This is a genomic window from Nocardioides sp. NPDC004968, assembly GCF_040608935.1.
In the GTDB taxonomy this organism is placed as follows: Bacteria; Actinomycetota; Actinomycetes; order Propionibacteriales; family Nocardioidaceae; genus Nocardioides.
Genome location: NZ_JBEXJF010000068.1, coordinates 1 through 7,354 on the forward strand (window position 1 = coordinate 1; position 7,354 = coordinate 7,354).

A 7,354-nucleotide genomic window follows, 5' to 3' on the forward strand; every position below is an offset into this window, starting at 1 on the left:
GCGGATTCATGCCGAGCTGCGACGGAACCGACGGCAGGGGATTGGTGGGCGTGGCCGGCTGAGCCTGGGCGGCGGGAGGCGATTGGACGGCGGGACGAAAGTAGTACTTTCGTCGCCCACAACTACGGTCTCGTCCGGAAAACCTGAGGTTTCGTCGTTGTCGTTGTCGTAGGTTGGGGTTTACCCGACCAACGATCCAGCAACGCCGATGCAGGGAGAGCTATGACCAACGACGATCTCAAAGCCAAGATGCGCGAGGCGCTGGAGAAGAAGAACAACCAGGACCACGCACACGCAGAGAGTGCCGGGGCCAAGGAGAAGGCGCACGGGTCCGAGGTAGTCGGTGGCGCACCGAAGATGCACCGCCGGAAGGCGGGTGGCGGCGGCTCCTGACGCTACGATGCCCCTTCGGGGGTGTCGGGTCGGTCTGGTCGAGAGGTAACGAGAAGTTGGCGCGCCGCGTAGTGCTCCATGTCGGGGCGATGAAGTCGGGGACGACATATCTGCAGGGTGCCCTGTACAAGAACAAGGCTCTCCTCGCGGAGCGTGGGTTCCTGGTCCCCGGTGCGCGCTGGCGCAACCAGATCGAGGCCGTTCTCGACGTGAAGGGCCGCCGGAAGCACCCGCAGGGGAACTCGGTCGCCGGAGCCTGGGACCGCCTGGTCGCCGAGGTCGACGAGTGGGACGGCACTGCGCTGATCTCCGTCGAGCTGTTGGCGCCGGTCGGCCCGGAGACGGTCGAGCGGGTGGCGACGAGCTTCAAGGGCGTGACGCCCGAGATCGTGCTCTCGCTGCGTGACATCAACCGGCAGATCCCGTCGATGTGGCAGGAGCTCGTCCAGAACGGCGTGGACTGGACCTGGGCGGACTTTCTCACCGCGGTCAACAAGAGCCGTCCGGGCTCTCCTGAGCGCCGTCGCTCCGGGCCCGGCAAGCGGTTCTGGGGCGAGCAGGACATGGTCTCCATCGCCCGGCGGTGGGGCCAGGCCGGGCCTCTGCACCTGGTCACCGTGCCGCCTCCGGGCAGCCCGGCGACCCTGCTGCTGGAGCGTTTCGGTGTGGCGATGGGCTTCGATCCCGAGGGGATGAAGAGCCCGCCGCCGAAGAACACCTCCCTCGGCTCGGCGACCGTCGAGGTGCTGCGCGGCCTCAACGCCGAGCTGGACCGGCGTGGCCTGGCCTACCCGGCGGCGATGGGGCTGCGCAAGCACGTCCTCGGCAAGCGCCTGATGCCGGAGCTGACGGTCGACGACCCGCGTATCGGGCTCCAGGCACCGCGCTGGACGGCATCGTTCACCCGCGACCAGGCAGCGGAGCTCCGCGGTCTGGACGCGACCATCCACGGGGATCTCGATGACCTGGCTCCTGTGGACGTACGCGGGATCGACCCGCGCAAGGTCACCGACAAGCAGGTTCGAGACGCCGCGGTGGCTTCCTATGCGGCACTGCGTACGGACCTCAACAAGAAGCTCGCCGACCCGACCATCCCTGGTGAGGCCATCGACCCGGGGGAGGGCCGCAAGGCCCCGGCGCGCGCCGTCTCCGCCCTGGCCGACCTCGTGGAGTGGTCCGTTCGGCGAGAGGAGCTGGTCCGCACGTAGGGCCTCAACACACACATATTCGGGGGAACTCTTTGTCAAGCAGCTGGAGCCTGCGCCGTCGTCGCAGACTCGCCGAGGAGGCGGGCGGCACGTCGGCCGCGCCGCCACGGATCGCGGTGCTCACCATCGCCCGCGACGAGGGCGAGATGCTCGCCCGCTGGGTCGACCACTACGGCCGGGCGGCGGGTCACGAGAACCTGATCGTCTTCGACGACGGTTCGACCGACGGTTCCACCGACGACCTGTCGTGCACGGTCCAGCGCCTGCCGGGCTTCCGGAAGGGCAACTTCGAGGCCGGCCGGATGGGCCTGGCCAGCGGGGTCGCCCACGGTCTCCTGGGGATCTACGACGTGGTCATCTTCACCGACGTGGACGAGTTCCTCGTCCCGGACCCCGCGAAGTACGCCAACCTGTCCGACTACCTGACCCGGCGGCCCGAGCGGGTGATCGCCCCGTTCGCCCTCAACGTCGTCCACCACACCGCGGTCGAGGGACCGCTGGTCAGCGGCAAGCCGATCGTCGGCCAGCGGGCTTACGCCCAGTTCGCGCCGTTGATGTGCAAGCCGTCGGTCAAGCGGGTGCCGGCCGCGTGGACGCTCGCCTCCCACGGGGTCAAGGCGCCGTACGTGCCCGATCCCGGGCTGTTCATGCTCCACATGAAGTTCGCCGACCTGGATCTGCTGCGCCGACAGGCCGACCGCCGCAACGAGCTCGCCAAGGCGGTGGGTCGCGGCAAGGGCAGCTCGTGGGGACGCTCCGGTGACGATCTGGCTGGCCTGCTGACCACCGCGACCGCCTCGGTGAGCGCCGACGTCGAGGAGTTCGACCCGGCCTCGGTCCTGCCGGCCAGGCTCGTCCGGGAGGAGGACGGAGTGCACCGCGCCGTCGGCCCGGGCCACATCGACAACCTCCGCAACCAGCCGCTGTTACGCATCCCGGAACGCCTCCACGGGATCGTCTGAACTAGGTTACCGTCCGGTAATCCACGCACTCACCGACGAGAGGCCGCAGATGAGCAAGACGAACCCCGGCAACTTCTTCGAGGACTTCCAGGTCGGCCAGGTCATCGAGCACGCCACGCCGCGCACGGTGACCGAGGGCGACCGGGCTGCGTACGGGTCGCTCTATCCGACCCGCTTCGCGGTGCCCTCGAGCGCTGCCTTCGCGGCCTCCGTCGGGCTCGAGCGGCACCCTGTCGAGGAGCTGATCGGCTTCCACATCGCCTTCGGCAAGACCGTGCCGGACGTGTCGCTGAACGCGGTCGCCAACCTCGGCTACGCCGAGTGCCGCTTCCACCAGCCGGTGGTGCCGGGCGACACGCTCTCGACGAAGTCCGAGGTCATCGGCCTCAAGCAGAACTCCAACGGCAAGTCCGGCGTCGTCTACGTACGCTCGACCGCCACCAACCAGCGCGGCGAGGTCGCCATCGACTGGGCGCGCTGGGTGATGGTGCACAAGCGGGACCAGGAGGCCGCCGCCCCCGAGACCGTGATCCCGGAGCTGGCCGCGGCCGTCGACGCGAAGAACCTGATCGTGCCCAAGGGCCTGGACTTCTCCTCATACGACTTCACCGCCGCCGGGGAGCCGCACCGGCTGGCCGACTACGAGGTCGGCGAGAAGATCGACCACGTCGACGGGGTCACCCTCACCGAGTCCGAGCACCAGCAGGCCACCCGGCTGTGGCAGAACACCGCGAAGGTGCACTTCAACGTCGAGGCCCGGCCCGACGGCCGCAACCTCGTCTACGGCGGCCACATCATCTCGCTGGCCCGTGCGCTGTCGTTCAACGGCCTCGCCAACGCCCAGCTCGTCGCCGCGATCAACGCCGGCGCCCACACCTCTCCGGCCTTCGCCGGCGACACCGTCTACGCCTGGTCCGAGGTGCTCGACCGAGTCGAGACCGATGCTCCCGGTGTCGGTGCCCTCAGGCTGCGCCTGGTCGCCACCAAGGGCCGCGACGAGTCGATGACCCTGCGCGGCGAGGACGGCAAGTACGCCCCCGGGGTGCTGCTCGACCTCGACTACTGGGCGCTCATTCCTGCGTAAGGACACGTCATGGCAGTGAAGAAGGCACTCTTCGTCTCCGGCTCGGCCCAGGGGATCGGCAAGGCGATCGTCGAGAAGTTCGCGGCGCAGGGCTGGTTCGTCGGGATCTACGACATCGACGCCGACCTGGCCCGCGACGTCGCGGCTCTTCTCGGCTCCGACTCGGCCATCGGCGGCACGCTCGACGTCACCGACCCGGCGTCCTGGAACGCGGCGCTGGAGGAGTTCGCCACCGCCGCCGGCGGTCGCCTCGACCTGTTGGTCAACAACGCCGGCATCCTGCGTGCCGGCCGCCTGGCCGAGGTCGACCTGGCCCAGCACCACCAGACCATCGAGATCAACGTCAACGGCGTGATCAACGGCTGCCACACCGCCTACCCGTATCTCCGGGCCACGCCCGGATCCGGCGTCATCAACGTCTGCAGCGCGAGCGCGATCTACGGGCAGCCGGAGATCGCCTCCTACAGCGCGTCGAAGTACGCCGTGCGCGGACTCACCGAGGCGCTGGAGCTGGAGTGGCGCAAGGAGGGCATCCGGGTGCAGGCGGTCTGGCCGCTGTGGGTGAAGACCGCCCTGCTCGACGGCAACGCCGCCTCCTCCCACGAGACCCTGGGCATCCGGCTGACCGTCGAGGACGTCGCCGACCAGGTCTGGGAGATGGCGCAGCCGCGCAAGGGGCTGCGCGGGCGAGTGCCGAAGGTGCACACGACCGTAGGGTTCCCGGCCAGAGCGCTCTCGACTGCTGCCGACCTGGCGCCCAACGTACTCGTCCGCGAGGTCAATCGGTTCATCACTCGGGCGTGAGACAGCGGCAGGGCCGACGGCTGGTTGGATGGGGGCATGGCCCTCTACCTCGTCAGGCACGGCACCACCGAGTGGTCCCTCAACGGCCGGCACACCTCCCACACCGACCTTCCCCTCCTACCCGAGGGGGAGGAGGCCGCCAAGGTGCTCGCCTCACGCCTTCAGGACCGGGAGTACGCCGCGGTGCTGACCTCCCCGCGGCAGCGGGCGCTGCGTACGGCTGAGCTCGCGGGCTTCCCCGACGCAGTCGTCACCGACGACCTGGTCGAGTGGGACTACGGCGACTACGAGGGCATCACCACCGACGAGATCCACCGCACCGACCCCGGCTGGAGCCTGTGGACCGGAAAGACCCCCGGCGGAGAGGCCGCGGCCGCCGTCCAGGAGAGGCTGGGCCGGGTCGTCTCGGCCGCGCGCGAGCGCGACGGTGACACCCTGGTCTTCTCCCACGGACACGCGCTGTGCGCCCTGGCCGCGGTGTGGCTGGGGCTCCCGGTCACCGAGGGCCGGCTCTTCCGGCTCGACACCGCGACCGTCTCGATGCTGGACGCCCACCACGGGCAGCCGGTCGTCAAGTACTGGAACACATAGTCACCTCCGACGCTTGACCAGACGGATGCCACGGGTCACCGTTGTGGGGTGGCTCTTGCGGTTGGCTGTCCACGCTGCGCGACGCCGGTGGCGAGCATCGGTGCCGGCGGCAGCAAGTCGTGTCCCGAGCATGGTGTCGTGACGCCGGTGTGGCGATCCGATGCGGCCTCCTACGAGGACCTCGTGCAGGTCCTCTCGCTGGCCGGTGAGGTGCCCACCTACGTTCCCTGGCCGGTCGAGTCGGGCTGGTCGATCGCCGACCTCGCCGTGGTCGGCGACGAGAACAAGGGCGCGGCGACGCTGCTCACGCTGACGGGTGTGACCCCTGACGACGGACCGGTCGAGATGACCGTCGTCACCGAGGAGGCCGGTGTCGGGCTGGGCGCGCGGTGCGCGCGTACGGACGGACCGGACCCGGGCATCGACGCCTGTGCCGGCCCGCCCACGACGAGGGTCCGGGTCGCAGGGCAGCGGCAGCTGGTGCCGCTGTGGCCGATCACCCAGTGGACCAACGGCGCCGAGGAGTGGGAACGGTCGGTGGTCGTCGGCGAGGCCGCCGGCCGCTGGCTGTGGCTGGTCTTCCGTCCGGCCACGGCGATGCTGATGCTCCAGGACGGCTGGCACCTGCGTCAGGTCGGCGACCTGGGCGTACAGATGGTCGAGCTGCCCTTCGGAGGCCCGGGTGGATCCTGGTGGAAGTCGCCCTAGGATGTGCAGGTGCGCATCGACCTCCATACTCACTCGCGGGTGAGCGACGGGACCGATTCGCCCACCGAGCTTGTCCAGGCGGCGAAGGCCGCGGACCTCGATGTCGTCGCGATCACGGATCACGACACCGCCGACAGCTGGGACGAGGCGGCTGCCGCTGCGACCGAGGCAGGGATCGAGCTGGTGCGCGGCATGGAGATCAGCACCGACTACGTCGGCCACAGCGTGCACCTGCTGGCCTACCTGCCCGACCGGACCCATCCGCCGCTGGTTGCCGAGCTCGCCCGAATCCTGGCTGGCCGGGACGGACGGCTGCCGCTGATGCTGGCCCGGCTGGCGCGCCTCGGCATCGAGGTGTCGCTCGAGGACGTCGCCGCCGTCTCCGGTGATGCCGCCGCCTCCGGGCGCCCGCACCTGGCCGACGCGCTCGTCGCGAAGGGGTACGTGCGCAGCCGCGACGAGGCGTTCAACCGCTACCTCGGGGCCGGCAAACCGGCGAACGTCAGCCGCTACGCGGCCCCGCTCGAGCCGATGATCCGCACCGTCGCCGCTGCCGGAGGAGTCACCGTGATCGCCCATCCCTGGGGCCGGTCCGGACGCGAGCAGCCCGACGAGGCAGCCCTCTCCGCACTGGTCGACGCGGGCCTGTCCGGGCTCGAGGTCGACCACCAGGATCACAGCCCGGAAGTGCGCGAGAAGCTGCGGGTGATCGCCCGCAACCTCGACCTCGTGGTGACCGGATCCAGCGATTACCACGGCACCGGGAAGGTGGGTCACCATCTGGGAGTGAACACCACTGCACCCGCTGAGTACGAGCGGCTCCTGGAGCGCGCCGCCGCAGCCGCGGCCGCCTCCGGACGAGCCACCCCCGAGGTCGTACGTTGACCGAGATCTTCGTCTCCACGTTCGTGACACTCTTCGTGATCATGGACCCGGTCGGCACGATCCCGATCTTCCTCTCGCTGACCGCGGGACAGTCCCCGGGCAAGCAGCGCCGGGCGGCGCTCCTCGCGGTCGCGGTCTCGTTCCTGGTGATCACGATCTTCGCGCTCTTCGGGCAGGCGATCCTGCACTTCCTGCACATCTCGCTCGAGGCGCTGCAGTGCGCCGGCGGCCTGCTCCTGCTGCTGGTCGCCCTCGAGCTGCTCACCGACAACTTCGATGACCCCGTCGCCGCCGCCGGAGCCAACGTTGCCATGGTGCCGCTCGGCACCCCGCTCCTGGCCGGCCCCGGCGCGATCGTCGCCACGATGGTCTTCACCCAGGAGGTCGACTCCGTCGCGGACGGCTTCGGGCTGGGCCTTGGGCTAGTCGTAGTCCACCTCGCCCTCCTGGTCGCGATGATCTTCTCCATCCCGATCCTCAAGGTCCTCAAGGAGTCCGGCGTCCTGCTCATCACCAGGATCGCCGGTCTGCTCCTCTCAGCGATCGCCGTTCAGATGGTCGCCGACGCGGTCACGACCTTCATCGCGAACGCCTGAGGCTGGTAGTCCGAGACGTTCGGGCCCGGGTACCCGGCGGTCAACGGCCGCAAACGCGAGGTCAACACCGTGCCCCTTTGCTTTATGTTGGTGGACTTGGGGCCGACCCTCCACCACAATAGG

9 protein-coding genes are annotated in these 7,354 nt (G+C 69.6%); all 9 read left to right on the forward strand.

The features are described from left to right. Positions 1 to 222 precede the first annotated feature (222 nt). The 9 genes from ABZU72_RS28400 to ABZU72_RS28440 are packed head-to-tail and all read left to right on the forward strand — an operon-like array spanning position 223 to position 7,231. The gene (locus ABZU72_RS28400; protein ID WP_008364156.1) at positions 223 to 393 is read left to right on the forward strand and encodes a DUF5302 domain-containing protein; all 171 of its coding nucleotides are present in this window, start codon (positions 223 to 225) and stop codon (positions 391 to 393) included. Positions 394 to 449: 56 nt separating this feature from the next. After that, entirely contained in the window at positions 450 to 1,601 is a 1,152-nt protein-coding gene (locus ABZU72_RS28405; protein ID WP_355022119.1) for a hypothetical protein, read from the forward strand. A 32-nt stretch (positions 1,602 to 1,633) separates the two neighbouring features. Continuing rightward, positions 1,634 to 2,563, forward strand: coding sequence for a glycosyltransferase family 2 protein (locus ABZU72_RS28410; RefSeq protein WP_355022120.1), 930 nt, complete (start codon positions 1,634 to 1,636; stop codon positions 2,561 to 2,563). Between the two features lie 49 nt (positions 2,564 to 2,612). Further along, positions 2,613 to 3,647 (forward strand): MaoC family dehydratase, encoded by a 1,035-nt coding sequence (locus tag ABZU72_RS28415; protein WP_355022121.1) that lies wholly within the window; start codon positions 2,613 to 2,615, stop codon positions 3,645 to 3,647. 9 nt (positions 3,648 to 3,656) lie between these two features. Further along, positions 3,657 to 4,451, forward strand: coding sequence for an SDR family oxidoreductase (locus ABZU72_RS28420; protein WP_355022122.1), 795 nt, complete (start codon positions 3,657 to 3,659; stop codon positions 4,449 to 4,451). 36 nt (positions 4,452 to 4,487) lie between these two features. After that, positions 4,488 to 5,042, forward strand: coding sequence for a histidine phosphatase family protein (locus tag ABZU72_RS28425; RefSeq protein ID WP_355022123.1), 555 nt, complete (start codon positions 4,488 to 4,490; stop codon positions 5,040 to 5,042). 48 nt (positions 5,043 to 5,090) lie between these two features. After that, on the forward strand, positions 5,091 to 5,750 hold the full coding sequence (locus tag ABZU72_RS28430; protein WP_355022124.1) for a DUF6758 family protein: 660 nt from the start codon (positions 5,091 to 5,093) through the stop codon (positions 5,748 to 5,750). Positions 5,751 to 5,759: 9 nt separating this feature from the next. Then, positions 5,760 to 6,635 (forward strand): PHP domain-containing protein, encoded by an 876-nt coding sequence (locus ABZU72_RS28435; RefSeq protein WP_355022125.1) that lies wholly within the window; start codon positions 5,760 to 5,762, stop codon positions 6,633 to 6,635. Beyond that, entirely contained in the window at positions 6,632 to 7,231 is a 600-nt protein-coding gene (locus tag ABZU72_RS28440) for a MarC family protein (RefSeq protein ID WP_355022126.1), read from the forward strand. The genes ABZU72_RS28435 and ABZU72_RS28440 overlap by 4 nt, the downstream gene beginning before the upstream one ends. Positions 7,232 to 7,354: the final 123 nt, after the last annotated feature.

Coding starts and splice junctions, on each gene's coding strand:
- ABZU72_RS28415 (WP_355022121.1), top strand. CDS start 2,613: ATGAGCAAGACGAACCCCGGCAACTTCTTCGAGGACTTCCAGGTCGGC.
- ABZU72_RS28425 (WP_355022123.1), top strand. CDS start 4,488: ATGGCCCTCTACCTCGTCAGGCACGGCACCACCGAGTGGTCCCTCAAC.
- ABZU72_RS28400 (WP_008364156.1), top strand. CDS start 223: ATGACCAACGACGATCTCAAAGCCAAGATGCGCGAGGCGCTGGAGAAG.
- ABZU72_RS28420 (WP_355022122.1), top strand. CDS start 3,657: ATGGCAGTGAAGAAGGCACTCTTCGTCTCCGGCTCGGCCCAGGGGATC.